At 57.3% G+C, this 26,320-nt stretch carries 23 protein-coding genes; 19 read left to right on the top strand and 4 right to left on the bottom strand.

Annotation, left to right across the window (positions count from 1 at the left end):
• Positions 1 to 3: 3 nt before the first annotated feature.
• Together FD744_RS15585 and alsE are read left to right on the top strand one after the other, a co-directional pair.
• Positions 4 to 1,266 carry a PTS ascorbate transporter subunit IIC gene (locus FD744_RS15585; RefSeq protein WP_034827723.1) on the top strand — a complete coding sequence of 421 codons (1,263 nt, stop codon included), beginning with the start codon at positions 4 to 6 and terminating at the stop codon, positions 1,264 to 1,266.
• A 51-nt stretch (positions 1,267 to 1,317) separates the two neighbouring features.
• Positions 1,318 to 1,998 (top strand): D-allulose 6-phosphate 3-epimerase, encoded by a 681-nt coding sequence (gene alsE / locus FD744_RS15580; RefSeq protein ID WP_160833339.1) that lies wholly within the window; start codon positions 1,318 to 1,320, stop codon positions 1,996 to 1,998.
• Between the two features lie 119 nt (positions 1,999 to 2,117).
• Here the strand turns inward: alsE and FD744_RS15575 are convergent, their stop codons facing one another.
• Positions 2,118 to 3,458, bottom strand: coding sequence for an aspartate aminotransferase family protein (locus tag FD744_RS15575; RefSeq protein ID WP_160868663.1), 1,341 nt, complete (start codon positions 3,456 to 3,458; stop codon positions 2,118 to 2,120).
• 172 nt (positions 3,459 to 3,630) lie between these two features.
• Between FD744_RS15575 and FD744_RS15570 the strand changes: the two genes are divergently transcribed.
• Entirely contained in the window at positions 3,631 to 4,407 is a 777-nt protein-coding gene (locus tag FD744_RS15570; protein WP_160868662.1) for a DeoR/GlpR family DNA-binding transcription regulator, read from the top strand.
• On the opposite strand, the gene fdhD is transcribed toward FD744_RS15570, so the two are convergent.
• Positions 4,404 to 5,186, bottom strand: coding sequence for a formate dehydrogenase accessory sulfurtransferase FdhD (gene fdhD, locus FD744_RS15565; RefSeq protein WP_373424417.1), 783 nt, complete (start codon positions 5,184 to 5,186; stop codon positions 4,404 to 4,406). The genes FD744_RS15570 and fdhD overlap by 4 nt on opposite strands.
• Before the next feature lie 305 nt (positions 5,187 to 5,491).
• Between fdhD and fdnG the strand changes: the two genes are divergently transcribed.
• The 9 genes from fdnG (at position 5,492) to FD744_RS15520 (ending at position 15,647) form a co-directional block, all read left to right on the top strand.
• Complete coding sequence (fdnG, locus tag FD744_RS15560) at positions 5,492 to 8,539, top strand: formate dehydrogenase-N subunit alpha (protein ID WP_160868660.1); 3,048 nt, start codon at positions 5,492 to 5,494, stop codon at positions 8,537 to 8,539.
• Positions 8,540 to 8,549: 10 nt separating this feature from the next.
• Positions 8,550 to 9,449, top strand: coding sequence for a formate dehydrogenase subunit beta (fdxH, locus tag FD744_RS15555; protein ID WP_097118464.1), 900 nt, complete (start codon positions 8,550 to 8,552; stop codon positions 9,447 to 9,449).
• On the top strand, positions 9,449 to 10,090 hold the full coding sequence (fdoI, locus tag FD744_RS15550; RefSeq protein WP_034827952.1) for a formate dehydrogenase cytochrome b556 subunit: 642 nt from the start codon (positions 9,449 to 9,451) through the stop codon (positions 10,088 to 10,090). Before fdxH ends, fdoI begins: the two co-directional genes overlap by 1 nt.
• Positions 10,090 to 11,016, top strand: a complete 927-nt coding sequence (gene fdhE, locus FD744_RS15545; RefSeq protein WP_034827709.1) for a formate dehydrogenase accessory protein FdhE — start codon at positions 10,090 to 10,092, stop codon at positions 11,014 to 11,016. The genes fdoI and fdhE overlap by 1 nt, the downstream gene beginning before the upstream one ends.
• 129 nt (positions 11,017 to 11,145) lie before the next feature.
• Positions 11,146 to 11,757 carry a glutathione S-transferase gene (locus FD744_RS15540; RefSeq protein ID WP_034827706.1) on the top strand — a complete coding sequence of 204 codons (612 nt, stop codon included), beginning with the start codon at positions 11,146 to 11,148 and terminating at the stop codon, positions 11,755 to 11,757.
• 13 nt (positions 11,758 to 11,770) lie between these two features.
• The gene (gene selA / locus FD744_RS15535) at positions 11,771 to 13,150 is read left to right on the top strand and encodes an L-seryl-tRNA(Sec) selenium transferase (RefSeq protein ID WP_160868659.1); all 1,380 of its coding nucleotides are present in this window, start codon (positions 11,771 to 11,773) and stop codon (positions 13,148 to 13,150) included.
• On the top strand, positions 13,147 to 14,997 hold the full coding sequence (gene selB / locus FD744_RS15530) for a selenocysteine-specific translation elongation factor (protein WP_160868658.1): 1,851 nt from the start codon (positions 13,147 to 13,149) through the stop codon (positions 14,995 to 14,997). Before selA ends, selB begins: the two co-directional genes overlap by 4 nt.
• A gap of 109 nt (positions 14,998 to 15,106) precedes the next feature.
• Complete coding sequence (locus tag FD744_RS15525; RefSeq protein WP_058961180.1) at positions 15,107 to 15,391, top strand: type II toxin-antitoxin system ParD family antitoxin; 285 nt, start codon at positions 15,107 to 15,109, stop codon at positions 15,389 to 15,391.
• Positions 15,357 to 15,647: a type II toxin-antitoxin system RelE/ParE family toxin gene (locus tag FD744_RS15520; protein WP_160833336.1), complete on the top strand. Its 291-nt coding sequence runs from the start codon at positions 15,357 to 15,359 to the stop codon at positions 15,645 to 15,647. The genes FD744_RS15525 and FD744_RS15520 overlap by 35 nt, the downstream gene beginning before the upstream one ends.
• Positions 15,648 to 15,697: 50 nt before the next feature.
• Here FD744_RS15520 and glyS read toward each other — a convergent pair whose 3' ends face one another.
• Entirely contained in the window at positions 15,698 to 17,767 is a 2,070-nt protein-coding gene (glyS, locus tag FD744_RS15515; protein ID WP_034827701.1) for a glycine--tRNA ligase subunit beta, read from the bottom strand.
• Positions 17,768 to 17,776: 9 nt separating this feature from the next.
• The gene (glyQ, locus tag FD744_RS15510) at positions 17,777 to 18,688 is read right to left on the bottom strand and encodes a glycine--tRNA ligase subunit alpha (protein WP_034827699.1); all 912 of its coding nucleotides are present in this window, start codon (positions 18,686 to 18,688) and stop codon (positions 17,777 to 17,779) included.
• A 342-nt stretch (positions 18,689 to 19,030) separates the two neighbouring features.
• On the opposite strand from glyQ, the gene FD744_RS15505 reads away from it, so the two are divergent.
• The 7 genes from FD744_RS15505 to FD744_RS15475 all read left to right on the top strand — a co-directional run bounded on the left by FD744_RS15505 (position 19,031) and on the right by FD744_RS15475 (position 26,306).
• Positions 19,031 to 19,423, top strand: coding sequence for a RidA family protein (locus FD744_RS15505; RefSeq protein WP_038643895.1), 393 nt, complete (start codon positions 19,031 to 19,033; stop codon positions 19,421 to 19,423).
• Positions 19,423 to 20,394 carry a D-2-hydroxyacid dehydrogenase gene (locus tag FD744_RS15500; protein ID WP_160868657.1) on the top strand — a complete coding sequence of 324 codons (972 nt, stop codon included), beginning with the start codon at positions 19,423 to 19,425 and terminating at the stop codon, positions 20,392 to 20,394. Before FD744_RS15505 ends, FD744_RS15500 begins: the two co-directional genes overlap by 1 nt.
• Positions 20,395 to 20,480: 86 nt before the next feature.
• A complete protein-coding gene (locus FD744_RS15495; protein WP_160868656.1) occupies positions 20,481 to 21,377 on the top strand; it encodes a transporter substrate-binding domain-containing protein in 897 nt (298 codons plus the stop codon).
• Between the two features lie 76 nt (positions 21,378 to 21,453).
• Positions 21,454 to 22,980, top strand: coding sequence for an amino acid ABC transporter permease/ATP-binding protein (locus tag FD744_RS15490; protein ID WP_160868655.1), 1,527 nt, complete (start codon positions 21,454 to 21,456; stop codon positions 22,978 to 22,980).
• The gene (locus FD744_RS15485; RefSeq protein WP_160868654.1) at positions 22,967 to 24,007 is read left to right on the top strand and encodes an alpha-hydroxy acid oxidase; all 1,041 of its coding nucleotides are present in this window, start codon (positions 22,967 to 22,969) and stop codon (positions 24,005 to 24,007) included. The genes FD744_RS15490 and FD744_RS15485 overlap by 14 nt, the downstream gene beginning before the upstream one ends.
• Positions 24,007 to 24,930, top strand: coding sequence for an ABC transporter substrate-binding protein (locus FD744_RS15480; RefSeq protein WP_160868653.1), 924 nt, complete (start codon positions 24,007 to 24,009; stop codon positions 24,928 to 24,930). The genes FD744_RS15485 and FD744_RS15480 overlap by 1 nt, the downstream gene beginning before the upstream one ends.
• Entirely contained in the window at positions 24,930 to 26,306 is a 1,377-nt protein-coding gene (locus FD744_RS15475) for a dihydroorotase family protein (RefSeq protein WP_160868652.1), read from the top strand. Before FD744_RS15480 ends, FD744_RS15475 begins: the two co-directional genes overlap by 1 nt.
• Positions 26,307 to 26,320: the final 14 nt, after the last annotated feature.

Here is a 26,320-nt window from a genome sequence, read left to right as displayed (position 1 = left end):
ATTATGCTGCAATTTATCATCAAGGATGTTCTTGGAACACCCGCAATACTTGTCGGCCTTTTTTCCCTGATTGGTTTATTACTGCAAAAGAAACCGGTGTCGGATGTGATTTCCGGTACGCTGAAAACCATCATGGGTTTTGTGATTCTTATCGCCGGGGCCAACCTGATTGCGGCGACACTGACCATTTTCAGCCAGCTGTTTGAGCACTCATTCAATATTCAGGGTGTGGTGCCGAATACCGATGCGATGGCCGCGCTGGCGCAGAAGAGTTACGGTACTGAAACCGCGATGATCATGGTGTTCGGTATGCTGGTGAACATCCTGCTGGCGCGTATCACCCCGCTGAAGTACATCTTCCTGACCGGTCATCACACGCTGTATATGTCGGCGATGCTGGCGGTGATTCTTTCCGTCGGCGGCGTACATGGCTTCTGGCTGGTGCTAATCGGTTCACTGATTCTCGGCACCATGATGGTGGTGTGCCCGGCGATTCTGCAGCCGTTCACACGTAAAATCACCAATTCGGACGATCTGGCGCTCGGCCACTTCGGCTCAACCGGTTATCTGCTGTCTGCGCTGGTCGGTAAAGCAGTGGGCAAAGGCAGTCCATCCACCGAAGAGTTGAAGGTGCCGAAAACCCTCAACTTCCTGCGTGATTCCTCGGTCGCGATTTCGCTGACCATGATGATTCTGTTTATCGCGCTGGTGTTGGTGGCGGGTAAAGAGTTCACCGAAAGCCAGGTGAGCGGCGGTCAGAACTTCATCGTGTTCGCGATTATTCAGTCCATCACCTTTGCGGCGGGCGTTTATATCATCCTCGCCGGTGTGCGTATGGTGATTGCCGAGATCGTGCCGGCCTTTAAAGGCATCGCAGATAAGTTAGTACCGAACGCCAAACCGGCGCTGGACTGCCCAACCGTGTTCCCGTTCGCGCCGAATGCCGTGATCATCGGCTTCCTGTGCAGTTTCTCCGCCGGTCTGATCAGCATGTTCCTGTGCCCATTGTTTGGTCTGAGCGTGATTGTTCCTGGTCTGGTGCCCCACTTCTTCTGCGGTGCCACCGCGGGTGTATACGGCAACATCACGGGTGGACGTCGTGGCGCGGTAGTCGGCTCCTTTGTACAAGGGCTGCTGATCTCCTTCCTGCCGGCGATTCTGCTGCCGCTGATGGGCGACCTGGGCTTTGCCTCGACCACCTTCGGCGACGCGGACTTCGGTATTGTCGGCATCGTACTCGGCCACATTATTTCGTTCTTCCATTGATGTCATAACACAGCGCCTGCGGGCGCTGTTTATGTAATGAGGAAAAAAACAATGAACGCTCAATTTTCACCGTCATTAATGTGTATGGATCTCACCCGCTTTCGTGAACAGATCGAAGCGATGAATAGTACTGCGGCTTTTTATCATGTCGATATTATGGATGGCAGCTACGTTAAAAATATTACGTTATCGCCGTTCTTTATTGAGAACCTGCGTAAAATTACCGATGTGCCAATTGATGTGCATTTAATGGTCAATCACCCGGAAGATATTATTCCGATGTGCATTGAAGCGGGGGCGGATATTATTAGCTTCCATCCCGAAACCGCGAATAACAAAATATTCCGCCTGCTGACTCAAATCAAAGAAGCGGGCCGTCGCTGCGGCGTGGTATTAAACCCGGCGACACCTGCCGAGAGCATTCGTGAGTATGCACATCTGCTGGATAAGGTTACGGTGATGTCGGTGGATCCTGGCTTTGCGGGGCAGAAATTTATTCCGGAAACGCTGAACAAGATTCGCCGGCTGATTGCCATGCGCGAAGAGCACGGTTATCACTATCTGACCGAGATTGATGGTTCCTGCAATGCGCGCACCTTTAAGCAGATTGCGGCTTCTGGTGTGGATGTGTTTATCGTTGGCACGTCAGGTTTGTTCAATCTGGATGACGATGTGGCGCAGGCGTGGCAGAAGATGGAAAGTATTTTTGCCGAGGAAACGGCAGCCGCGTAATCCTTTCCAGGTGCGCATCCACGTGCACATTGAGTGAAACGTGCAGATTCTCAGCCGGGTCGCCAGGAATGGCGACCCGCTTCATCTTCCTGATACTGCTTTGGGGCAACCTTAGCCTTTTACCGACCCAGCTCGGTCAGTGACTTATCCAGCGCACCCACCAGCCAATCAATATCCGATTCCTGGAACGCCAATGGTGGACGCAGCTTCAGTACGTTGCCGTACGGCCCGGCCACCGACGTCAGCACATGGTGATCGCGCAGCTTCTCGGTGAGATCCAGCGCCAGCGCTTTATCCGGCGTTTTGCTGGTGCGGTCCTGCACCAGTTCGAAGCCGATAAACAGCCCCGCTCCGCGCACATCGCCAATGCTTTCATGGCGATCCATTAACTTCTGCAACTCGGCGAGCAGTTTGGCACCCACCACGCGGCTGTGCTCTTGCAAGCCCTCTTCTTTAATCACCGTCAGGACCGCCTGCGCCGCCGCCATAGCAACCGGGTTACCGCCAAAGGTGTTGAAGTAAGGGATATCGTCACTAAACGCCGCCAGCACATCACTCTTCGCCAGCAGGCCGGAAACCGGAATGCCGTTACCCATCGGCTTACCAGTGGTCACCACATCCGGCACCACGCCGTGACGGGCAAAGCCCCAGAACGCATCGCCAGTACGACCAAAGCCAGGCTGCACTTCATCCGCAATGAAGATACCGCCATTAGCGTGCACCACATCCACCGCTTTCTGCAGGAAGCCGCGTGGATTCGGTAACACACCATCGGAAGAGAAGATCGAATCCGCGAGGAAGCCAGCAAATTTAATGCCGTGTGCTTTCATGTCATCGATCTGTTTCTGAATTTCGTTGGCAAACCATTCGCCGAGATCCGGTGCGTTGACGCGGTAGGCATCCGGCGGCGAAACCAGGCGTGTAGTGGCCGCCAGTGGCTGACCGCTGCCCAGTGCCGGGGAGACGCCAGACGTGAGATCGCTGGTGCCGTGATAGGCCTCCTGCGACACGATAATGCCCGTGCCGCCGCTGAAAGCACGCGCCACGCGGATCGCCAAATCGTTAGCTTCCGACCCGGTGCACATATACATGGCACGGTCGATGGTGTCTGGCGTGGTTGCCAGCAGCTCTTCGGTGTAATCGAGAATGCGTTCGTGCAGATAACGGGTGTGGGTGTTCAGCATCTTCATCTGCTGGTTTACCGCTTCGATCACCGCCGGATGGCAGTGGCCAATACTGGCCACGTTGTTGTACACATCGAGATATTTGTTACCTGCAGCATCCCACAGATACTGCCCTTCACCGCGTACCAGATGCACCGGCTTACGATAAAACAGGCGATACGACTCGCCCAACACTTTGCTGCGCTTGTCCGTCAGCTGGCGGGTTGCTGCATCCAGACCGTCGGCGTGCTCAGCACGAAAACTGTTGGTGTCCATGATGGTGGAACGTGTAGCCATGGTAACTCCCGTTGCGAAGGTGAAAGGGGTGCATGATGTGTGACCGTTGTCACCATCATGCCTGCTTTAACGAGAAATGCAACCAAATACACAAATACAACCAAATACACATGACGCCGTAATGACACTCAGGTAAGCTTAGGCCCAGATTATTACGCTACAGGGAAAAGTCATGCTGCAGGAAACCCGCTTACACCGCATTCGAGCCCTGCTGACCACGCAGCATCAGGTCAGCACCGAGCGCATTATCAATGAGCTGGGTATTTCACGGGAAACGGCACGGCGAGACATTATTGAGCTGGAAGCGCAGGGTTTAGCACGACGGGTGCACGGCGGTTTAGTCGCGGTAGATAGCCAGCCGGAAGCACCGCTGCAAGTGCGCCGCAGTGCTCAAGCCAAAGAGAAACGTGCGATTGCCGTGGCGGCCGCACAGCACTTGCAGCCGGGCCAGACGCTGTTTCTGGATGCCGGCACCACCACCACCATGCTGGCGGAGCAGCTGCGCAGCATGGCCGGCTTAACCATTATCACTAACAGTTTGCAGGCTGCACTGGCGCTAAGCGCCGCCGAAGAACATGAAACGCTGAATAATCAGGTGATTTTGCTCGGTGGGATAATGATGGCAGGTGCACAGCAGACGCGCGGCGAAATCACGGTCAGCGAGATTTACCGCTATCGCGCCGACGTTGCCCTGCTGTCACCGGTTGGCATTGATGCTAAAAACGGCGCCAGCAGTTTCCATCCACACGAAGCGGCGATTGCCCGTGCCATGGTGCAGCAGGCTGTGCGCACCTTTTTGCTGGCGGATCACAGCAAGCTAGGGGTGATCAGTCGCACGGTATATGCGCCGATTGGAGACGTGGATTTGCTGATTTGCGACAGCGGCTCCGCCAAACCAGGCGCATTAGCCGCGCTCCAACAGGCGCTGCCACAGGTACAGGTGGTTTAAATCAGGCGCTGTGGATGGCTATACACCGTAGCGCGTCCCGGTTTACTAAACCCTATCAGCGTTAAATGACAACGCTCGGCGACCTCAACGGCAAGTTGGGTCGCCGCAGATACCGCAAATAATATCTCCACGCCGCACATCGCTGATTTCTGCACCATCTCATAACTGGCGCGGCTGGAGACCAGCACCGCGCCCTGCTGCCACGGCTGCTGGCTACGATGCCCCAGCAGTTTATCCAGTGCCACATGACGGCCCACATCTTCGCTGCCACCGAGTAATTCACCCTGCGGCGACATCCATGCCGCCGCGTGCGTGCATCCGGTGAGATTGCCGATCGGTTGATAATTACGCAGCTGTGCCAGGCCGGTATCGAGGTTCGTCAGATCGAAGGTTTGGGTAAACGGCAACGGCTGCAGCGGCTTACCAATCTGGTCGAGTTGTTCCACACCGCATACGCCACAGCCGGTTCTGCCCGCCATGGCACGGCGCTGCTCTTTCAGCGCCATAAAGCGGCGGCTGGAGAGTTCGATCTGCACTTCAATGCCGTTGCAGCCGGGCACCACATCCATGCCGAAGATCTCATCCGGTTTATCGATGATGCCTTCCGAGAGCGAGAATCCGAGCGCAAACGCCTCGAGATCGTTGGGCGTGGCCATCATCACCACATGGGAAATGCCGTTATACACCAGCGCGATCGGCACCTCTTGTGCCAGCCAGTCGGTTTCCGCCGTGCGGATATCACGCCGCTGACGTACCGGCGCCTGCACTGCGCCTGAGATCTCAATCACACTCTGATGACTTTCCTGTGCTTTAACTTTCACTTTGCTCGCCTCGGACAACAACCCTATTAAAGCAGTGGTATTATTCTACTGCTATTCTCACACTGTTAGTTGGGTCATTGTGAATCTCGTCCCAACGCATCACAAAAAAATTTTTGCCCGTCATTCGGATAGTGGCAAGGCAGCAAGCCCCTTCAAACCGGGAGCTTACACCCGTAAGCGACAGAAACGAATGGGTGAAGGCCATGTAGCGACCATTTGAACGACGCAGGCAAATTGTAGCAATGTCGACTCAAGGATTATTCATGAACGTCAGCCGAAGAAAATTCTTCAAAATCTGTGCTGGCGGTATGGCAGGGACATCGGCAGCACTCCTCGGCTTTACGCCAGAGGTGGCGCTGGCGGAAACGCGACAGTACAAGCTGCTGCGTGCCCGCGAAACCCGCAACACCTGCACTTACTGCTCAGTGGGCTGTGGCTTATTAATGTATAGCCTCGGTGACGGCGCGAAAAACGCCAAAGAGACCATTTTCCACATTGAAGGCGATCCAGACCATCCGGTGAGCCGTGGCGCATTGTGTCCGAAAGGCGCTGGCCTGCTGGATTTTGTCCACAGTGAAAGCCGCCTGCACTACCCCGAATACCGCGCGCCAGGCTCCGATAAATGGCAGCGCATCAGCTGGGACGATGCCTTTGACCGTATCGCGAAACTGCTGAAAACCGACCGTGACGCCAACTTTATCGCGCAGAACGCCGCAGGTGTTACCGTCAACCGCTGGCTGTCATCAGGCATGCTGTGTGCTTCTGCCTCCAGCAACGAAACTGGCTATTTAACCCAGAAATTTACCCGATCGCTCGGCATGTTAGCGGTCGACAACCAGGCACGCGTTTGACACGGACCAACGGTAGCAAGTCTTGCTCCAACATTTGGTCGCGGTGCGATGACCAACCACTGGGTCGACATCCGTAATGCCAATCTGATCGTTGTGATGGGTGGCAACGCCGCTGAAGCGCATCCTGTGGGATTCCGCTGGGCGATGGAAGCCAAGATTCACAATAAAGCCAAATTGATTGTTATCGATCCGCGCTTCACGCGTACGGCATCGGTGGCAGACTTTTACACGCCGATTCGTTCCGGCACCGACATTGCTTTCCTGTCGGGCGTGCTGCTGTGGCTGCTGCAAAATGACAAAATCCAGCATGAATATGTGCAGGCGTACACCAATGCCAGCCTGATTGTGCGCGAGGATTATCATTTTGATGAGGGCCTGTTCAGCGGCTACGACGACGAAAATCGCAAATACGATAAAACCAGCTGGAACTATGAACTGGGCGATGACGGCTTTGCCAAACGTGATGACAGCCTGCAACATCCACGCTGTGTGTGGAATCTGCTGAAACAGCACGTCAGCCGCTACACGCCAGAAATGGTGTCACGCATCTGCGGCACGCCGAAAGAGGACTTCCTGCACGTCTGCGAGCTGATCGGTGAGACCAGCGCGCGCGATCGCACCACCTCATTCCTGTATGCGCTCGGCTGGACGCAGCACTCGGTCGGTGCGCAAAACATCCGCACCATGGCGATGATCCAGTTGCTGCTCGGCAACATGGGCATGGCCGGCGGCGGTGTGAATGCATTGCGCGGTCACTCCAATATTCAGGGGCTCACCGATCTTGGCCTGCTGTCGCAAAGTTTGCCAGGTTACATGACGCTGCCTTCGGAGAAACAGACCGATCTGCAAAGCTATCTCGCGGCCAACACGCCGAAACCGACGCTACCCGGCCAGGTGAACTACTGGGGTAACTACCCGAAATTCTTTGTCAGCATGATGAAAGCCTTCTTTGGCGACAAAGCGCAGGCCGAGAACAGCTGGGGCTTCGACTGGCTGCCGAAGTGGGACAAAGGCTACGACGTCTTGCAGTATTTCGAGATGATGTCGCAGGGCAAAGTGAATGGCTATCTTTGCCAGGGCTTTAACCCGGTGGCCTCGTTCCCGAACAAACGCAAAGTGATCGATTCACTGTCGAAGCTGAAGTTCCTGGTGACCATCGACCCGCTCAACACCGAAACCTCGACCTTCTGGCAAAACCACGGTGAGTTTAACGATGTCGATCCGGCGAAGATTCAGACCGAGGTTTTCCGCCTGCCCTCCACCTGCTTCGCGGAAGAGAATGGCTCCATCGTTAACTCCGGTCGCTGGCTGCAGTGGCACTTCAAAGGTCAGGATGCGCCGGGTGAAGCGCTGAACGATGGTGAAATCCTCTCCGGCATTTACAGCCGTCTGCGCAAAATGTACGCCAGTGAGGGCGGTGCCTTGCCCGAACAGGTGCTGAACATGACCTGGAACTACCAGACGCCTGATAACCCGGCGTCGGAAGAAGTGGCTATGGAGAGCAACGGCAAAGCGCTGGCAGATGTGTTCGATGATAAAGGCACGTTGCTGGTGAAAAAAGGCCAGCAGCTCAGCAGCTTTGCGCAGTTAAAAGATGACGGCAGCACCAGCAGCGGCTGCTGGATTTTCGCGGGTAGCTGGACGCCAGATGGCAACCAGATGGCGCGGCGTGATAACACCGATCCGAGTGGAATGGGCAACACGCTGAACTGGAGTTGGGCATGGCCGCTCAACCGTCGCATCCTCTACAACCGCGCATCGGCCGATCCACAGGGCAATCCGTGGGATCCGAAACGGCAAATCCTCAAGTGGGATGGCAGCAAATGGGGCGGCATGGACATTCCGGACTACAGCGCCGCCGCACCGGGTAGCAATGTGGGGCCGTTTATCATGCAGCCAGAAGGCATGGGCCGCCTGTTTGCCCTCGACAAAATGGCCGAAGGTCCGTTCCCGGAACACTACGAGCCGTTTGAAACGCCACTCGGTACTAACCCGCTGCACCCGAACGTCATTTCGAACCCGGCAGCACGCGTGTTCAAAGACGATCTGGCGGCGATGGGTAAAGCCGAGCACTTCCCGTATGTCGGCACCACGTATCGTCTCACCGAGCATTTCCACTACTGGACCAAACACGCGTTACTCAATGCCATCGCGCAGCCGGAGCAGTTTGTGGAGATTGGTGAGAAGTTGGCCAACAAGCTGGGCATCGTGCAGGGCGATACGGTGAAAGTGAGCTCCAATCGCGGTTACATCAAAGCCAAAGCGGTGGTCACCAAACGCCTGCGCCCACTTGATGTGGATGGCAAAACCGTCGATACCGTCGGCATTCCGATTCACTGGGGCTATCAGGGCATTGCGAAGAAAGGCTTTATCGCCAATACCCTGACGCCGTTTGTCGGTGATGCCAACACGCAAACGCCCGAGTTTAAGGCGTTCCTGGTTAACGTTGAGAAGGTGTAGGAGAACGTAGATGGCTTATCAATCTCAAGACATTATCCGCCGCTCCGCCACCAATGGTTTCACGCCTGCTCCGCAGGCGCGGAATCATCAGCAGGAGGTGGCGAAGCTGATCGACGTGACCACCTGCATCGGTTGCAAAGCCTGCCAGGTGGCGTGTTCAGAGTGGAACGACATCCGCGATGAAGTTGGGCATAACGTTGGGGTGTATGACAACCCAGCGGATCTGACCGCCAAATCCTGGACGGTGATGCGCTTCTCAGAAGTGGAGGAGAATGGCAAGTTAGAGTGGCTTATCCGCAAGGATGGGTGCATGCACTGCGCCGATCCCGGCTGCCTGAAAGCCTGTCCGTCCGAAGGTGCGATTATTCAGTACGCCAACGGCATCGTCGATTTTCAGTCCGAGCAGTGCATTGGCTGCGGCTACTGCATTGCCGGCTGTCCGTTCGACGTGCCGCGCCTGAATAAAGACGACAACCGCGTGTATAAATGCACGCTGTGTGTCGATCGTGTCAATGTTGGCCAGGAACCGGCGTGCGTGAAAACCTGCCCGACCGGCGCCATCCATTTTGGTAGCAAAACCGATATGCAGGCGCTGGCGGCAGAACGCGTGGCGGAGCTGAATACGCGCGGCTATGACAATGCGGGCTTGTACGATCCGGAAGGCGTCGGCGGCACGCACGTCATGTACGTGCTGCATCATGCTGATAAACCGCAGCTGTATCACGGTTTGCCAGAAAACCCGAGCATCAGTCCGGCGGTCACCTTCTGGAAAGGTATCTGGAAACCGCTGGCGGCCATCGGTTTCGCCGCCACCTTCGCTGCCTCGGTATTCCACTATGTCGGCGTCGGGCCGAACCGGGTGGAAGAGGATGAGGACGAGAACCTGCACGAAAAAGAGGAGCGCGAATGATGAAAAAGCGCGATCGTCTGGTGCGATACAGCGCACCGGAACGCATCAATCACTGGATTGTGGCGTTCTGTTTTGTTCTGGCAGCCCTGAGCGGGCTGGGTTTCTTCTTTCCCTCCTTTAACTGGCTGATGCACGTTTTGGGCACGCCACAACTGGCGCGCATCCTGCATCCCTTTGTCGGCGTGGTGATGTTTGCTGCTTTTCTGATCATGTTTTTGCGCTACTGGAAACAGAATCTGATCAATCGCGAAGACCTGATCTGGGCGAAAAACATCAATAAGATCGTACGCAATGAAGAGGTGGGTGATACCGGCAAATACAACTTCGGGCAGAAGTGTGTGTTCTGGGCTGCTATCATCAGCTTAGTCTTGCTGCTGGCGAGCGGAGTGGTTATCTGGCGTCCTTACTTTGCAGGTGCCTTTGCGATTCCGCTGATTCGCGCCGCTTTGGTGGTGCATTCGGTCTCAGCTGTGGCATTGATCGTGGTGATTATGGTGCACATTTATGCGGCCCTGTGGGTCAAAGGTACCATTACTGCCATGGTTGAGGGCTGGGTGCCGGCCGCGTGGGCGAAGAAACATCATCCACGCTGGTATCGTGAGCAGCGCCAACGCCAAACACAACAGGAAAAACGTCCCTGATGAGTATTCGCATTATCCCGCAGGACCAGCTGGAGAAAGGCGAAAAAAACACGGCGGAACAGGTTCCGCCGCTGCTTTTCCCTCGGCTGAAAAATCTGTACAGCCGCCGTGCAGCGCGTTTACGTGAGCTGGCAGCGAAGAATCCGCTGGGCGATTATCTGCGCTTTGCTGCCGTGATCGCGCAGGCGCAAGACATCGTGCTGTACGATCATCCGCTGCAACTCGATTTGCGCCAGCGTTTGGCCGAAAGCGCCGAACAGGGCAAGCCGCCGCTCGATATTCACACCTATCCCCGCGATGCCCACTGGCAGCGTCTGCTGCATTCGCTGATTGCCGAGCTGAAGCCCGAGATGAGCGGCCAGGCATTGGCGGTGCTGGAGAACCTGGAAAAAGCCTCCTCTTCCGAGCTGGAAGGCCTGGCCAGTGCGCTACTGGAGGGTGATTTTGCGCAGGTCAGCAGCGATAAAGCCCCGTTTATTTGGGCAGCGCTTTCGATCTATTGGGCGCAGATGGCAGCGCTGATCCCAGGCAAAGCCCGCGCAGAATACGGCGAGCATCGCCAGTTCTGCCCGGTGTGCGCCAGCGTGCCGGTCACCAGCGTGGTGCACATGGATGTGGGCCAGCAGGGGCTGCGTTATCTACACTGTAATCTGTGTGAAAGTGAATGGTATGTGGTGCGCAGTAAGTGCTCCAACTGCGAGCAAACGCGCGACCTGCACTATTGGTCACTCGACAGCGAAAGAGCCGCAGTGAAAGCCGAAAGCTGTGGTGACTGCGGCACCTATCTGAAGATGTTGTATCAGGAGAAGGATCCGGCGGTGGAACCGGTGGCCGATGACCTGGCCTCACTGGTGCTGGATGCGCGTATGGAGCAGGAAGGCTTTGCGCGCAGCAGCCTGAATCCGTTTATGTTTCCTGGGGATTGAGCAAATTGCCGCTTTCCTACGAACTGTCGCGGCACGATTTATCGCGCTGTTTTTGAGCCAGACAACAACGTGCAATAAATCGCGCCGCTACAATTTGTGTACCTATCTCTGTCGCAAAGGAAACACCTGATGAAACTGATTGGCAGCTACACCAGCCCTTTTGTCCGCAAAATTTCAGTGATCCTGTTGGAAAAGGGCCTGGTGTTCGAATTTGTTAACCAGTCGCCTTGGGTGGAAGACAGCCACGTGCCGCACTATAACCCGCTGGGCAAAGTGCCTGCACTGGTAGACGATAACCATCTCACCTGGTTTGATTCTTCGATTATCGCCCAGGTCATTGAGCTACGCGGTGACGCCCCTGCTCTGTTGCCGGATGACGCCCTGCTCGCTCTGCAGGTACGTCAGCTGGAAAAGCTCGCCGATGGCATCAACGATGCCGCCGTGATGATTGTGCGCGAACAGATGCGCCCCGGCGATCAACAATCCGAAGAAGTGTTAATGCGCAATCGCGAGAAAATTTTGCGTGGGTTGGATGCGCTGGAAACGGCGGCGGCCCAGGGTGAACTCTTGAACAGCGGTACGCTCAATCTGGCCGACATCGCCACTGGCTGCATGATTGGTTATCTCAACTTCCGCCGGGTGCTGCCTAACTGGTGCGTGAACCGCCCGGCATTGATCAAGCTGGCCGATACGTTGTTTGCGCGGGAGAGTTTTGCCCGCACCGTTCCGCCTTCCAGCTAAGCTAAGCCACCCGATGAAAACACTGTATTCACAACTGCCTGCTATCGACAGCCTGCTGCGCGATCCCGCGATGCAGCCGCTGCTGCTGCAGACGGGCACCGCGTTTACCACCCGCCAGCTGCGCGCCATGCAGCAAGAAGCACGCACGCATATTCAACAGCATCAAACTTTACCCGGCTGGCATCTTAACTGGCCAGAGGAAGCGCAGCGCCGCGCGCAACAGCAGCAACAAAGCGCGCTGCGTCCGGTGTTCAATCTCACCGGCACGGTGCTGCACACCAACCTGGGCCGTGCGCAGTTAAGCGATAGCGCAATTGAGGCGGTCACAGCCTGTTTGCGCCAGCCGGTCACGCTGGAATATGCGCTGGATGATGCGTCACGTGGCCATCGCGATCGTGCGGTAAGTGCGCTGCTGTGTGAACTGACGGGGGCTGAAGCGGCCTGTATCGTGAACAACAATGCCGCCGCCGTGTTGCTGATGCTGGCAGCACTGGCGCCAGGTCGCGAAGTGATTGTCTCACGCGGTGAGCTGGTCGAAATCGGCGGCGCGTTCCGCATCCCCGATGTGATGCGCCAGGCGGGCTGCCAGCTGGTTGAAGTCGGCACCACTAATCGTACCCATCTGAAAGATTATCGTGCTGGCATCAGCGACAACACCGGTTTGTTGATGAAGGTGCATACCAGCAACTACCAGATTCAGGGCTTCACCCATGCGGTAGCGGAAGCCGAGCTGGTGGCGTTGGCGGCGCAACATCAGCTGACGGTGATCACTGATTTAGGCAGCGGTTCGCTCATCGACATGACCGCTTTTAATTTGCCCGCCGAGCCGATGCCGCAACAGCTGATTGCCGCCGGTGTGGATCTGGTGAGTTTTTCCGGCGATAAACTACTGGGCGGCCCGCAAGCAGGGATTATCGTCGGCAAACAGGCGCTTATCGATCGGCTGCAACAGCATCCGCTCAAGCGTGCTTTGCGCGTGGATAAAATGACGCTGGCCGCGCTGGAAGCCACCTTGCAGCTTTACTGCCAGCCGGAAACGTTGCGCGAAGCGCTGCCCACCCTGCGCTTGTTGACGCGATCGTCACACGAGATTTTGCAGCAGGCCGAACGGCTGATGCCTGCGCTGGAACACGCCTATGGCGCTGATTTTTCCCTTAATATCGCCGCCTGCTCGTCGCAAATCGGCAGCGGTTCATTACCCGTTGAGCGCTTACCGAGTTTTGCCATCACGTTTAGCCCACGTGACTCTCACGGCAGCTCGCTGGATGCACTGGCGCAACGCTGGCGTGCATTATCACAACCGGTGATTGGCCGCATCCAGGAAGGAAGACTGTGGCTGGATTTACGCTGCCTTGAAGATGAAGCGGCGCTGATACGGAACTTAACCACATGATTATCGCCACCGCTGGACACGTCGATCACGGTAAAACCGCACTGCTACAGGCGTTAACCGGTGTCGATGCCGATCGCCTGCCTGAGGAGAAACGGCGCGGCATGACCATCGATCTTGGCTATGCCTATTGGCCGCAACCGGATGGCCGCGTTGTGGGCTTTATCGATGTACCAGGACACGAGAAATTCCTCGCCAATATGCTGGCGGGCATCGGCGGTATTCATCATGCACTGCTGGTGGTAGCGTGCGACGACGGTGTGATGCCGCAAACGCGTGAGCATCTGCAACTGCTAAGCCTGGTCGGGCAACCCCCGCTTAGCGTGGCGTTGACCAAAGCGGATCGCGTCGACGCCGTCCGTATCGCTGAAGTGCAGCATCAGGTGGCGGAGTTGACGCAGCAACTGGGCTGGCTGGCAGTACCGCAATTTGTCACCAGCAGTACCACCCAGCAAGGCATCGACGCGCTGCGCCAGCACTTGAGTGAACTACGCGCACCGGATGTCGATATGGGTCGCCGCTTCCGCCTCGCCATTGACCGCGCGTTTACCCTCAAAGGCAGCGGATTAGTGGTCACCGGCACCGCCCTGGCGGGTGAAGTCAGCGTGGGCGATACCTTGTGGCTCAGCCGCCTCAATTTGCCCGTGCGCGTGCGTTCGCTGCATGCGCAGAATCAGTCGGTGACGCGTGCGCAGGCTGGAGAACGTATTGCGCTGAATATCGTCGGCGATGTGGAGAAAGACCAGATTGCGCGCGGTGACTGGCTGCTGGCACAACCGCAACCCTCGGGCACCCAGCGACTGATCGTGGCGCTGCGTTTGCTACAGCCGTTAAGAAATCCCTCGCAGCCGGTACATCTTCATCATGCCGCCAGTCATGTGACTGGCCGACTGAACCTGATTGCGGGCGAACTGGCAGAACTGGTGCTCAACGAGCCGCTGTGGCTGGCGGAAAACGATCGGCTGATTATCCGCGACAGCAATGCACAGCTCACGCTCGGTGGCGGACGGGTGCTGCTGCTGAACAGCAAGAAACGCGGCAAGCGCCATCCTGATTATCTTGACTGGCTGCAACAGCTGGCGGCGGCGGAAGCCGATGAAGAGAGTCTGCAGTCGCACCTGGCTCAGCAACCCGTCGACATGGCCGAGCTGAGTTGGGCACGCCAGCTGAGTGACGATGCACTCAACAACCTGCTGGACAAGGTGGCGCCCGTGCGACTCGGCAGCGCCATCATGGCTGTGGAACAGGCCAATGACTGGCAGCAGCGACTGCTGGAAGCGCTCACCGCGTTTCATCAGCAGCACCCTGAAGTGCCGGGCATTGGTCGCGATCGATTGCGTCGCGTGGCTCTCCCCCACCAGCCGCCGGAACAGGTTATCGCATTGATCGATCGGCTGCTTTCACAAGGCCAGTTGCAGCACCGGCAAGGCTGGTTGCATTTGCCTGATTTCGAACCGCGCTTCAATCCCCAGGAAGAAGCGCTGTGGCAGCAGGTTGGCCCACTGTTCAGTGACCAGCCGCTATGGGTACGCGACATCGCACTGGCCACCCAGCAAGATGAAGAAACCATTCGCAGCCTGCTGCTCTCCGCCGCGCGCCTCGGTCATATCACAGCGATCGTGCGCGATCGCTATTACCGCAGCGACCAGATCCAGATCTTCGCCGATCTGATTCGCCAGCGTGACGCCAACGGTGGCAGCACCAGCGCCGCCGATTTCCGCAATCAGCTCGGTACCGGGCGTAAAATCGCGGTACAGATTCTGGAATTCTTCGACCGCAGCGGTTTCACCCGCCGTCGTGGCAACGATCATCTGCTGCGCGACGCCCGCCTGTTCGACACCAGCACTTAATCCTTCGCGTTGCTTCGCAGTTGTCGCTGTAACTGCACTGCAACGCCGATTCCGCATTGCTCAAAAATGTGCCAGGATGTAAGAATATTTCTTACATTGGGGCACGATGATGGCACGTACCATGACAATCGATTTAGGTGATGAACTGCGCGAGTTTGTTGAATCTCTGGTGGCTTCCGGTGATTACCGTACTCAAAGCGAGGTGGTGCGCGACTCGCTGCGTTTACTGCGTGAGAAGCAGGCGGCGTCGAAGCTGGAGGCGCTAAAAGAATTGGTAAGACAAGGATTCGAGAGCGGTCCTGGTAAAGAGTGGGACCATGAAGATTTTCTGAGACGAGCAAAGGCCAGGGTGGGCATTTATGAAAAGGAAGATCACGATAAAACCGGAAGCTGATGCCGATCTGATGAAAATCTGGATTTACGGATACTGGAATTTTGGGGAGCAACTCGCAGACGCTTACAACCTTAAATTTTCCCAGCTCTTCGATAAAATTGCCCTGTTCGACTTAGGGCGAAAACGGCCTGATTTAGGCTATCAAATCTATTCACTTTCCTTCGGTCAGCACATTGTGATTTACCGTGCTGAGGTTGATGAGATCTTTATTGGGCGCATCTTGCACCACTCCCAGGAAGTCAGCGCCGAATTTTAAAAACAAAAAGGGACGATTTCTCGTCCCTTCGGTTCACTTCAACACATCGCTTACTGCAGCAGTGAAATATCCGCTACCTGCAGGAACAGTGCGCGCAGTTGCGCCAGTAGCGTCAGGCGGTTAATACGCACTTCCGCTTCATCGGCGTTCACCATCACGTTATCGAAGAAGTTATCGACCGCTTCACGCAATTGTGCCAGCTCCACCAGCGCATCCTGATAGCGGCCTTCCGCGAAGTACGGCTGCAGTTTGTCACCCAACGCCGTCACGAAAGTCGCCAGCTGGATCTCAGCGTTCTCTTTCAGCAACGATGCCTGCACGCTGTCGTTGAGGGTTTCGGTGGCTTTCGCCAGGATGTTAGACACTCGCTTGTTGGCCGCAGCCAGCGACGATGCCGCTTCCAGCGTACGGAAGTGGGACACCGCTTTCATGCGCGCATCGAAGTCCGCCGGGCGGGTTGGACGACGTGCCAGCACGGCCTGAATGGTGTCGACGCTGTGGCCCTCTTCCTGATACCAGGTACGGAAACGACCCAGCATGAAGTCGATCACTTCATCCACCACTTTGCCGTTGCTCAGCTTGCTGCCGTAGAGACGCACCGCTTCTTCGGTCAGCGTTTGCAGATCGAGTGGCAGGTTCTTCTCAACGATAATACGCAGCACGCCCAGCGCAGCACGGCGCAGTGCGAACGGGTCTTTATCGCCTTTTGGATGCTGACCAATGCCGAAGATGCCCGCAAGGGTATCCATCTTGTCGGCAATCGCGACAGCACAAGCCACGAGGTTCGATGGCAGTGCATCACCGGCAAAGCGCGGCTGATACTGCTCGTTCAGCGCCACCGCGACATCTTCGGCTTCGCCATCATGACGTGCATAGTGCATGCCCATCACGCCCTGCGTATCGGTGAACTCGAAGACCATGTTGGTCATCAGGTCACACTTCGACAGCAGGCCCGCGCGGGTGGCGTGGTTCACATCGGCACCAATCTGAGCGGCAATCCAGCCCGCCAGCGCCTGAATGCGGTCCGTTTTATCACGCAGCGTACCCAGCTCTTTCTGGAACAGTACGGTCTCGAGACGCGGCAGGTTATCTTCAAGACGCTTTTTACGGTCAGTGTTGAAGAAGAACTCGGCATCGGCCAGACGCGGGCGCACGACCTTTTCGTTACCGGAGATGATTTGCTGCGGGTCTTTAGATTCGATGTTGGTGACGAAGATAAAGTTTGGCAGCAATTTACCGTCAGCGGAGTACACCGGGAAGTACTTCTGGTCGCCCTTCATGGTGTAAACCAGCGCTTCAGCAGGCACCGCGAGGAACTTCTCTTCGAATTTCGCGGTGAGCACCACTGGCCACTCCACCAGCGAGGCCACTTCTTCCAGCAAGCTGTCGCTCAGATCGGCGATACCGCCCAACTGCTGCGCCGCCGCTTCCGCATCCGCTTTGATTTTGGCTTTACGGGTCGCAAAATCAGCCACCACTTTGCCGCGCTCCAGCAGCAATTGCGGATACTGATCGGCGTTGTCGAGTGTGAACTCTGACTCGCCCATAAAGCGGTGGCCGCGAATCACGCGATCGGACTGAATACCGAGAATCGTCGCCGGGATCAGCTCATCGCCCAACAGCAGCGTCACAGTATGTACCGGACGGACAAACTGCACGTCGCTTGCGCCCCAGCGCATCAGTTTTGGAATCGGCAGCTTGCTCAGGGCGGTTGCCACCATCGCAGGCAGCAGTGCCTGGGCGCTTTCGCCTTTCACTGACGCGCGATGTACCAGCCATTCGCCTTTGTCGGTGCTCAGACGTTCAGCCTGATCCACGGTGATACCGTTACCGCGCGCCCAACCTTCAGCTGCTTTGGTGGCGTTGCCATCGGCATCAAACGCGGCAGCAATCGCTGGGCCACGTTTTTCCACTTCACGATCGGCCTGCGCGGTCGCCAGTTGGGCGACTTTCAGCGCCAGGCGGCGTGGAGCGGCAAACCAGTTCACTTCACCGTGCGCCAAACCGGCGCTGTCCAGTTCAGCGGTAAAGTGCGCGGCAAAGGCTTCTGCCAGGCTGCGCAGGGCTTTCGGAGGCAACTCTTCGGTGCCAATTTCCACCAGGAAAGTTTTATCGGTCATGGCTGCCTCTTACTTGTTTTTATTGCACATGGGGAAACCGAGCGCCTCACGAGACGCGTAATAGGCTTCCGCCACGGCTTTCGTCAGGGTGCGGATACGCAGGATATAGCGCTGACGCTCGGTTACCGAGATCGCCTTGCGTGCATCCAGCAGGTTAAAGCTGTGTGCCGCTTTCAGGATGCGCTCATAAGCTGGCAACGGCAGGGGTTTTTCCAGCGCCAGCAGCTGCTGCGCTTCTTTCTCGTACTGCTCGAAGCAGGAGAACAGGAAGTCCACATCCGCGTATTCAAAGTTGTAGGTCGACTGTTCGACTTCGTTCTGATGGAACACTTCACCGTAGGTGGTTTGGCCAAATGGGCCGTCGCTCCACACCAGATCGTAAACACTGTCGACGCCCTGGATATACATCGCCAGGCGCTCAAGTCCGTAAGTGATCTCACCCGTCACTGGCTTACACTCCATGCCGCCCACCTGCTGGAAGTAAGTGAATTGCGTCACTTCCATGCCGTTGAGCCACACTTCCCAACCCAGTCCCCAGGCACCCAGCGTAGGGTTTTCCCAGTTATCTTCCACGAAGCGAATATCGTGTACGGTCGGATCCAGGCCCAGCTCTTGCAGTGAACCCAGGTACAGCTCCTGCAGATTGTCCGGGTTAGGTTTGATCATCACCTGGAACTGATAGTAGTGCTGTAAACGGTTCGGGTTTTCACCGTAGCGACCATCGGTAGGACGGCGTGAAGGCTGCACATAGGCGGTAGCCATCGGCTCTGGGCCAATGGCGCGCAGGCAGGTCATTGGGTGTGAAGTGCCAGCGCCCACTTCCATGTCCAGCGGCTGGACGATGGTGCAGCCCTGACGCGCCCAGTAATCCTGCAAGGTCAGGATCAGGCCCTGAAAGGTCTTGGTATCAAACTTTTGCATGTTGAGTACGCGATAAGGGTCGATTAAAAAAGAGTGCGACAGTATACCCTTTGACCGCGGATTGTGCAGCCGGAAATCCTGGCGCGCCGGGGAGTGGTTTTGCCACGGTTTAACCGGCTGAAACCTTGAGATAAGAAAATCGTATACGATTCAATCCAACACCTAAGCGAGCGCGTCAAACCCTCATTTAACCCTTAATTTTCATAAAATTAACCACGCTATAATCAAATCCTATTACGTGACAGGCATCACCTTTTCGACCCGATGGTCAAAAATCGCGCATTGACACTTGTATAATCGTATACGAAATTGCGGTGAAACAGTTTTGCTTGGAATTTCACCATGAAGACCGCGATTGCTTATCCAGGAATGAATGCCAGTGACCGCCCAATGGGCCCGGCTCCGCTTTCCGCCGCCGTACTGCACGAACCGATGCTGTTTATCTCCGGCCAGGTGGCGATTGACCCCTACAGCGGTGAGATCAAGGGCAATGACATCGCCAGCCAGACGCGTCAGGTATTGAAAAACGTCGGCGATCTATTGAGCGAAGCGCAGATGACCTTCGATAACGTGGTGCGCGTGACGATCTATCTCACCGACCTCAGCACCTTCAGTGAGATGAACGCGGCGTATAGCGAGTTCTTCCAGTTCCCCTTCCCGGCACGCGCCACCGTCGGTATTCAACTCAACCATCCTGACCTGCTGGTCGAGATGGAAGTCACGGCGATGCGCTGATGCATATTCATATCGAAAACGACGCCAGCGCCCCGCAGGCATTACATCTGACCCCGCAGCACCTGCAACAGCAGTTGGATGCCCATCCGCAACTGCGCGGTCACTTTACCCTGAGCGAAAACAGCCAAGCCGCGCATACCGCAGATTTCCTCGCCACCAGCGACATTTTGTGGAGCGGACGCAAGCTGGCGCTCGATACCTTCAGCGCACCACGTCTCGGCTGGGTGCAGGTGATGTCCGCCGGCGTCGAGCAGTGGCTGGCACATCTGCCGGAGGGCGTGACGCTGACCAATGCGTCCGGCGTGCACGGCGATAAAGGCGCCGAGTTCATTCTGATGGCGGCGTTGATGTTCAACTTTGGCATTCCGGGTTTTCTGCAGGATCAGGCTCAGCGCCTGTGGCGCCCCACCTTCGGCGGCTGCGCGCGTGGCAAAACGGTCTTGCTGCTCGGCGTCGGCGGTATCGGTGCCGCAGCGGCGAAACTGCTGACCGCGCAGGGCTACCGTGTGATTGGTGTGACGCGCAGCGGCCAGTGTGATGCCGACGTAGCGCGTTGTATTCGCATTGATGCGATGGACGATGTTCTGCCGCAGGTGGATGTCCTGGTCTCAACGCTGCCGCTCACGCCCCAGACAGACAAGTTGTTTGACCGTCGCCGTCTCGATCTGCTGCCTGCCCGCGCCGGCATCGTGATTGTCGGCCGTGCCGCCGTGTTCGACTACACCGCGATGCGCGAAAAACTGTGCGCCGGTGAACTGGCCGGTGCGGTTCTGGATGTTTATCCGCAAGAGCCGCTGCCAGTAGACGATGCGTTGTGGAGCACGCCGGGCGTGGTGATGACACCGCACTGCAGTCTGGACGATCACAGTGCCTACCTTGAGGGCTGCCTTGAGGTGTTTATCGATAACCTGGTGCGTTTCCGCAGTGGCCATCCGCTGCGCAACCAGGTTGATGTTGCAAGAGGTTATTGAAGTCGCAGTACCGATAAAAGCCGTAAGACGTTCATAAAACACAAGGTCATCGCTTACACATTCACCAGCACCAGGGGAACCTTATTATGAAATTTGCACGCATCGCAATACTGATCTCTGGCATCACCGGCACGCTGTTAGCGGGCCTTTCCAGCGCCCATGCCGCCAGCACCGACCCGATTACGCCAACCGCCAGCGATTTTGCGGCGATGGCGCAGTGCAAGGCGCTGCAGACCAAATACCCGTCACTCAAAGGCAAAGATCTGGTGGTAGGCCTGGGTGGCTACACCAAAGGCTTCGAAGCCCCTTCCGAAAAAGACCCAAGCATTATTGAAGGTCTCGATCCTTCGCTGTTCGAACGTATCAGCAGCTGCCTTGGGGCAAAACACAGTTATCAGACCGGTTCGTTCAACGTGCTGCTGACCTCCATCTCCAGCGGTCGTGCCGATATCGGTCCGATGCTGTATGTCACCGATGAACGTCTGAAGCAGATCGCTTTTGTCGCCTCCATGCAGGTGCAGGATGGCTCGATTCTGGCGAAGGGCAATCCAAAGAAAATCACCACCGTGGATGACCTGTGCGGCAAAACCGTGGCCGCCGCTGCCGGTTCTTACGAAGCCAACAAGTTGGTGCCCGAGCAGAGCGCCAAATGCACCGCCGCTGGTAAGCCAGAAGTCAGCATGCTGATGGTGCAGAACACTGACAACAGTATTCAGGCGGTGAAAAGCGGTCGCGCCGACATCTATCTGACTGAAGCCGGATCCGCCATCGCCATCGCCAAAGCTGACAAAACGCTGGAAAGCGGCTTTACCGTTGACCTGCCGATCATGGTTGGCTTCCCCATCGCCAAAGACAACACCACGCTGCGCAGTGCAGTGATGGATGCAATGAAGGTGATTCAGGAGAGCGGTGCGCAGAAGAAATTGCTGGATTACTGGGGTCAGGGCAGCGCGGCTGAACGCCCGGTTGTTGCACGTGGTTAATGCATAAACTCAGTCGGATCAATTGGGTTGCTGCATCACGGGCAACCCAGGCGATCGCATTGAGGGAGATAACGCCTTGGATGATTTTCTTAAGTACCTGACCTTCCCTTACCTGTGGGAAGGGGCCGTCATCGCTGTTCAGCTGCTGGTAGGCGCATTAGCGGGCGGCATCCTGATTGGCTTTTTCCTGGCGTTGGCCAGCACCTCAAAGCACTGGTTTATCCGCGTGCCGGTGAAAACCTATATCTATCTGCTGCGCGGCACGCCGGTGCTGCTGCAGCTGATTTTGCTCTACAACGTGCTGCCAGAATTCGGCCTGCGTTTTAGCCCGTTCACCAGCGCCCTGCTGGCGTTGATGATCAACGAAACCGCCTTCTGCGCCGAGATCATTCGCGGCGGCATTATGGCCACCGATCGCGATCAGAGCATGGCAGCGCAGGCCTTTGGCTATTCGCGCACCAAAGAGATGATCCACGTGGTGATCCCGCAAGCGCTGCGCGCCATTCTGCCGACCATGGGCAATGAAACCGTCGGCCTGCTGAAATCCACCTCGCTGGCTTCTGTGGTGGGTGTGAATGAGCTGACGATGCGTGGCCAGGCCATCGTGTCGCAGAACTTCCTGTTCATTCCGGTGCTGGTGGCTTCGGGCGGTATTTACCTGATTCTCTCTACGCTGCTGGCGGGTGGTCAGTGGTGGCTGGAGAAGTTCTATAATCTCGACGAACGTGCCCGCCGTGCCCGTGCGCGCCTGGCAAAACTGCCGCCAGAAGCGGACGTGATGTCGATGCAGTTGCCGAAACGTCGCTGGGATACGCAAACCGCCGCGCCGGTGCTGGAAGTGGACAACTTGTGCGTCGAATTTGCGGGCAAAGCGGTACTGAAATCCCTGTCGCTGACTGTACGCCGTGGCGAAGTCGTGGTGCTGCTCGGTCGTTCCGGCTCCGGTAAAAGTACCCTGCTGAAATCGATTCTGGCGCTGACGCCACGCAGTAGCGGCACCATTCAGACCGAAGGCCACTTTATGGGCAGTGATGAAAACGGCCGCCCACTGGCTGCCCGCCATCTGCCGGCTAACCGCGCCAAATCCGGCATCGGTATCGTGTTCCAGCACTTCGCGCTGTTCGATCACCTCACCGCGCTGGAAAACGTGATGAGCATTCTGCTGCGCGTTCAGGGTGCTCAACCCGAAATCGCCCGCGCCAAAGCGATGCGCGCCCTGAAGATGGTCGGATTGCAGGACTTCGCCGCTTCACTGCCGCATGAGCTGTCCGGCGGGCAGAAACAGCGCGTCGGCATTGCCCGTGCGTTAGCCGCTGAACCGCAAATCCTGCTGTTCGATGAGCCGACCTCGGCGCTCGACCCTGAGCTGGTGCGTGAAGTGAACCAGACCATGCGCAGCCTGGCGCAAACCGGCATCACCATGATTATCAGTACCCATGACATTGCCTTCGCGGCGGGCGTGGCCGATCGCGTGGTGTTCCTGCAGAACGGGGCGCTGATTGAAGAAGGGCCACCGGCGATTTTGCAGAATCCCAAAACGCCGGCTTTTGCCACCTTCCTCGAACATGAAAATGCCACGGAGGCCCAGCATGCCAATGCATGATCTTGCAGCGCGTGAACGTCTTGGCGATGCGCTGTTCCGCTATATGCAGGGGCAGCCAGCCGATGCGCTCGCTGACGAACCGGATGCTAACCAGCAGGCGCTGCGCCGTTTTCGCTTGCTGCCGCGTGTACTGCAGGGCAATGAGGCGATCAGCACCCAGATCACTATCCTCAATCAAAGCTGGTCTGCTCCGCTCGGCGTCGGTGCCTTTGCGGGTGATCGCATCTTCCATGAAGAGGGATTGCTGCCGATTGCCCGCGCCTGCAAACGTCTGCAACTGCCGCTGGTAATCTCCGAAGAGACGGTCACGCCGCTGGAACAGATTGGCGCGGAGTACGACCGCTGCTGGCTTCAGCTACGCGCGGCAGGTGATGTTGGGCGTATCAAAGATTTGATCGATCAGGCTGCACAAGCCGGATTCAAAAATATCGTTCTCACCGTGCTGGCACCGGTGCATCCGGTGCCGGGATTACAGCCAGGCGGCTTCTCAATTGGTGAAGCGCTCAAACAGCGCGGCTGGCACACCGTCGGCGGCACGCAGCCGGGCGTTGAGCCCTTGCCGGCCTTTCCGGTGTGGCGCTGGCAGGAAATTGACGAGGTGGCGGCACACTGCGCTGCGCGTCAACTGCCGCTGTGGCTAAAAGGTATTTTGCATCATGACGATGCAGCACCGGCTGCACAACATGGTGTCAGCGGCATCATCGCCTCAAATATTGGCCTGCGCCAAAGTGCGCGCTGGGCCACGCCGGTGGATCAGCTCGCTGATTTGCAAGCAGTGACTCGCCTGCCGCTGCTGCTGGATGGCGGCGTGCGCTGCGGCAGCGATGCTGTGGTGGCACGTTGCCTCGGCGCCTCGCTGTCACTCAGCGTGCGACCGATCATCAGCGCCCTGGTAGCAGGTGGCGAAAGCGCGGTGTTCGATCTGCTCTCCGGCTGGATCAATGAAATCACCGCCATTAGCCACTGGTGCGGCGTCAGCGACATGGCTGCGCTCAACGGCAGTTTTGTTACGGAGGTGCGTGGCTGATGCAGACGTTAATCTTCAATCAGGGCGATGCCAGCGAATCCCGCATCTATTACTGCGCCCACTATTTGGCCGACAGCCTCGGCTTGTTCGCCGCCGAGCAGTTGCAGGTCACCTTCACCACCAGCGCATCGGGCGGGCATACCGTGCAGGGCGGACAGGTGCCGGCTGTGTTGAGCCGCGAAGCGGATCTCACGCTGGGCGGACCGATGGTGGTGATGAAGCATTACCAGCAGCACGGCGCTGAGTTGCAGTGCTTTTGCGCCTCGGTTGCCGCTAATCCGTGGTTTCTGGCGGCAGTGCAGGCTCAGCCCGATTTTCAGCTCAGTGATTTGCGCGGTAAACGCGTGCTGGATGTCGGTAATGTCGGCACCGCTACGCTGACTTTCCGCTGGCTGCTGGCAGAGCACGGTTTGCTGGATCAGGTGGCGTTGATTGCCGGTAGCGGCGATCAGGCCCGCGATTTCGCGGCTGTGGCTAACGGTGAAGCTGATTACGCGCTGCACGCCATGCATATGCTGGCACCAGCGATTGCCGCCGGGCAATTAAGCAGCATCAGCAGCCTCGCCTCACTGTGTGGCAAGGTGCCGTGGAGCGCCTATATTGCCCGGACCGATGTCCTCACGGAGAAAGCTGCTGCGTTTGCGGCCTTCTCGCGCGCCATCGAACAGGCACTGGCGTGGATCGCCACGCATGATGCCGAAACACTGGCCGCACAGGTGCAGCACTGTTATCCCGATTATCCGCTTGATGCGCTGATCACCGGTTTAGCCGCGTATCAGCAAGCGCACGTCTTCGCGCCCAGCGGCCTGATTCCAGCCGATGAATTTGACCACTTCAGCCAGTTGCTGAGCGCTATCGGCTGGCTGGATCCTTCTCAACCCGTGCCCTATGGCGCACTGGTGACGCAAGCAGGAGCAGAGTGATGAAACAATTAATTATCAACGGCCTGGTGGTGACAGAAACCCGCGCCGCGCCCGCCGATGTGCTGATTGAGAATGGCAAAATCAGCGGCCTGCTGATGCCGGGTGCCCTCGCTGACGGCGTCGATGAGATCATTGATGCGCAGGGGCTAATCATCGTACCCGGCGCGATTGATGTGCATACCCATTTCACCGGCTCGCACGATTTCCCTGAACAGGAGCTGCGCGAAGGCACGCGTGGTGCGGCTGCGCACGGCGTCACCACTATCGTTGAGATGCCGCACTCACTGCCGCCCGCCACCAGCCTCGCTAACTTCACCGCCAAGCAGCGCTGGCTGGCGGACAACTGCTCGGTGGATTACGCCATGTGGGCCGGACTGGATGGCCGCAATGTGCACGAGTTAGCGGCGCTGGATCAGGCGGGCGCACTGGCGTTCAAAGCGTTCCTGTGTAGCGGCGCGCCCAATGGTGAAGCCACTGACGAGAAAGGCTTACCGCGCCTCGACGATGATGGCTTGCTGCGTGCGATGCGTGAACTGGCCACCTTTGACGGTTTGATTGGCGTCCACGCTGAGAACCACGACATTCTGATCGGTGCCGGCAGCGAACTGCGCCGCGCTGGACGCAAAGATACCCGCGCGCATGCGCTGGCCGGGCCAGAAATCGCCGAAATCGAAGCCGTGGGTCGCGTTTTGGCGGTGGCGGAAGAGACCGGCGCGCGCTGCCACATCGTGCACGTCAGCTCCGCGCGTGCCGCCGAAACCATCGTCGCCGCCAAAAGTAAGGTGCGCGCCAGTTTCGAAACCTGTCCGCACTATCTGATTCTGGATGAAGACGATCTGGTACGCATCGGTCCGAATGCTCGCTGTGGCCCGCCGATCCGCCCACGTCCGGTGGTGGATGCGCTGTGGCAGGTGCTGCTGCGCGGCGATGTCGACATGATTGCCTCTGACCACTGCCCCTACACCCCGGCACAGAAACAAGCCGGTGAAGCCAGCATCTGGGACGCCGGTATGGGGCTAACCGGTGTTGAGACATTAAGTCCGATGTTCTTCAGCGCGGCACATATCGATCGCGGCCTGGCCCTCACCGAGTTTGCGCGCATGACCGCCAGCGGTCCGGCCAAAGCCTTCCAGCTGTGGGGCAAAAAAGGCGCGATCGCACCTGGCTTCGATGCCGATTTGGTGTTTATCGATGCGCAGCAGAGCTGGATCGTGGAGGGGGAAAAATTCCAGGGACTCGGCAAGTGGAGCGCATTTGAAGGCATGCGCTGTCAGGGTAAAGTGGTGCGCACACTTATTCGTGGTGTCACGGTATTCCAGGATGACCAGATGCAGGTTGAACCCGGCTTTGGTCAGTTCGTGACCCGGCAGGTATAAACAGGACAATCACC

This window comes from Pantoea sp. Taur, from assembly GCF_009830025.1.
In the GTDB taxonomy this organism is placed as follows: Bacteria; Pseudomonadota; Gammaproteobacteria; order Enterobacterales; family Enterobacteriaceae; genus Pantoea; species Pantoea communis.
The sequence above is the reverse complement of the archived record's forward strand: the minus strand, read 5'-3'. Positions and strand labels throughout refer to the sequence as shown.

What these genes read in the sequence shown, in the direction of transcription:
- FD744_RS15585 (WP_034827723.1), top strand. Translation starts at nt 4, where the DNA reads ATGCTGCAATTTATCATCAAGGATGTTCTTGGAACACCCGCAATACTT.
- fdoI (WP_034827952.1), top strand. Translation starts at nt 9,449, where the DNA reads ATGAAAAAGCGCGATCGTCTGGTGCGATACAGCGCACCGGAACGCATC.
- glyS (WP_034827701.1), bottom strand. Translation starts at nt 17,767, where the DNA reads ATGACCGATAAAACTTTCCTGGTGGAAATTGGCACCGAAGAGTTGCCT.
- FD744_RS15520 (WP_160833336.1), top strand. Translation starts at nt 15,357, where the DNA reads ATGAAAAGGAAGATCACGATAAAACCGGAAGCTGATGCCGATCTGATG.
- FD744_RS15475 (WP_160868652.1), top strand. Translation starts at nt 24,930, where the DNA reads ATGAAACAATTAATTATCAACGGCCTGGTGGTGACAGAAACCCGCGCC.
- FD744_RS15575 (WP_160868663.1), bottom strand. Translation starts at nt 3,458, where the DNA reads ATGGCTACACGTTCCACCATCATGGACACCAACAGTTTTCGTGCTGAG.
- alsE (WP_160833339.1), top strand. Translation starts at nt 1,318, where the DNA reads ATGAACGCTCAATTTTCACCGTCATTAATGTGTATGGATCTCACCCGC.
- selA (WP_160868659.1), top strand. Translation starts at nt 11,771, where the DNA reads ATGAAAACACTGTATTCACAACTGCCTGCTATCGACAGCCTGCTGCGC.
- FD744_RS15500 (WP_160868657.1), top strand. Translation starts at nt 19,423, where the DNA reads ATGCATATTCATATCGAAAACGACGCCAGCGCCCCGCAGGCATTACAT.
- selB (WP_160868658.1), top strand. Translation starts at nt 13,147, where the DNA reads ATGATTATCGCCACCGCTGGACACGTCGATCACGGTAAAACCGCACTG.
- FD744_RS15570 (WP_160868662.1), top strand. Translation starts at nt 3,631, where the DNA reads ATGCTGCAGGAAACCCGCTTACACCGCATTCGAGCCCTGCTGACCACG.
- fdxH (WP_097118464.1), top strand. Translation starts at nt 8,550, where the DNA reads ATGGCTTATCAATCTCAAGACATTATCCGCCGCTCCGCCACCAATGGT.
- fdhE (WP_034827709.1), top strand. Translation starts at nt 10,090, where the DNA reads ATGAGTATTCGCATTATCCCGCAGGACCAGCTGGAGAAAGGCGAAAAA.
- FD744_RS15495 (WP_160868656.1), top strand. Translation starts at nt 20,481, where the DNA reads ATGAAATTTGCACGCATCGCAATACTGATCTCTGGCATCACCGGCACG.
- FD744_RS15525 (WP_058961180.1), top strand. Translation starts at nt 15,107, where the DNA reads ATGGCACGTACCATGACAATCGATTTAGGTGATGAACTGCGCGAGTTT.
- FD744_RS15480 (WP_160868653.1), top strand. Translation starts at nt 24,007, where the DNA reads ATGCAGACGTTAATCTTCAATCAGGGCGATGCCAGCGAATCCCGCATC.
- glyQ (WP_034827699.1), bottom strand. Translation starts at nt 18,688, where the DNA reads ATGCAAAAGTTTGATACCAAGACCTTTCAGGGCCTGATCCTGACCTTG.
- FD744_RS15505 (WP_038643895.1), top strand. Translation starts at nt 19,031, where the DNA reads ATGAAGACCGCGATTGCTTATCCAGGAATGAATGCCAGTGACCGCCCA.
- FD744_RS15485 (WP_160868654.1), top strand. Translation starts at nt 22,967, where the DNA reads ATGCCAATGCATGATCTTGCAGCGCGTGAACGTCTTGGCGATGCGCTG.
- FD744_RS15540 (WP_034827706.1), top strand. Translation starts at nt 11,146, where the DNA reads ATGAAACTGATTGGCAGCTACACCAGCCCTTTTGTCCGCAAAATTTCA.